Source organism: Actinoallomurus iriomotensis (genome assembly GCF_030269445.1).
Classification (GTDB): domain Bacteria; phylum Actinomycetota; class Actinomycetes; order Streptosporangiales; family Streptosporangiaceae; genus Actinoallomurus; species Actinoallomurus iriomotensis.
Window position 1 is genome coordinate 1 of sequence record NZ_BSTJ01000055.1, and the last position, 255, is coordinate 255.

Below are 255 nucleotides of genomic sequence, written 5' to 3' on the forward strand. Positions count from 1 at the left end.
CTGCGACATCGGGGCCGACGCCGTTGAGTTGAAGCAGGGTCGGGTTGATCGCGGTCACCAGAGGGTCGATGAGTTCGTCCAGGTCGGTGATCTCGGCGGTCAGTTGCTGGTGGCGACGGGCCAGGGCACGCAAGGCGAGCATGACTGCGGTGGCCGGGTCGCCGGCGAGCGTGGGATCGGGGCGGGCCGTGGCGCAGACCTCGATCAACTCCCGGTTCTTCAGACCGCGTAGCCGGGCGCGTAGCTGGTCCGGTG

At 69.0% G+C, this 255-nt stretch carries 1 pseudogene; it reads right to left on the reverse strand.

Features of this window, described 5'->3' with window-relative positions:
* Positions 1–255, reverse strand: a pseudogene (locus QSK37_RS51380) (IS110 family transposase); the annotation flags it as partial.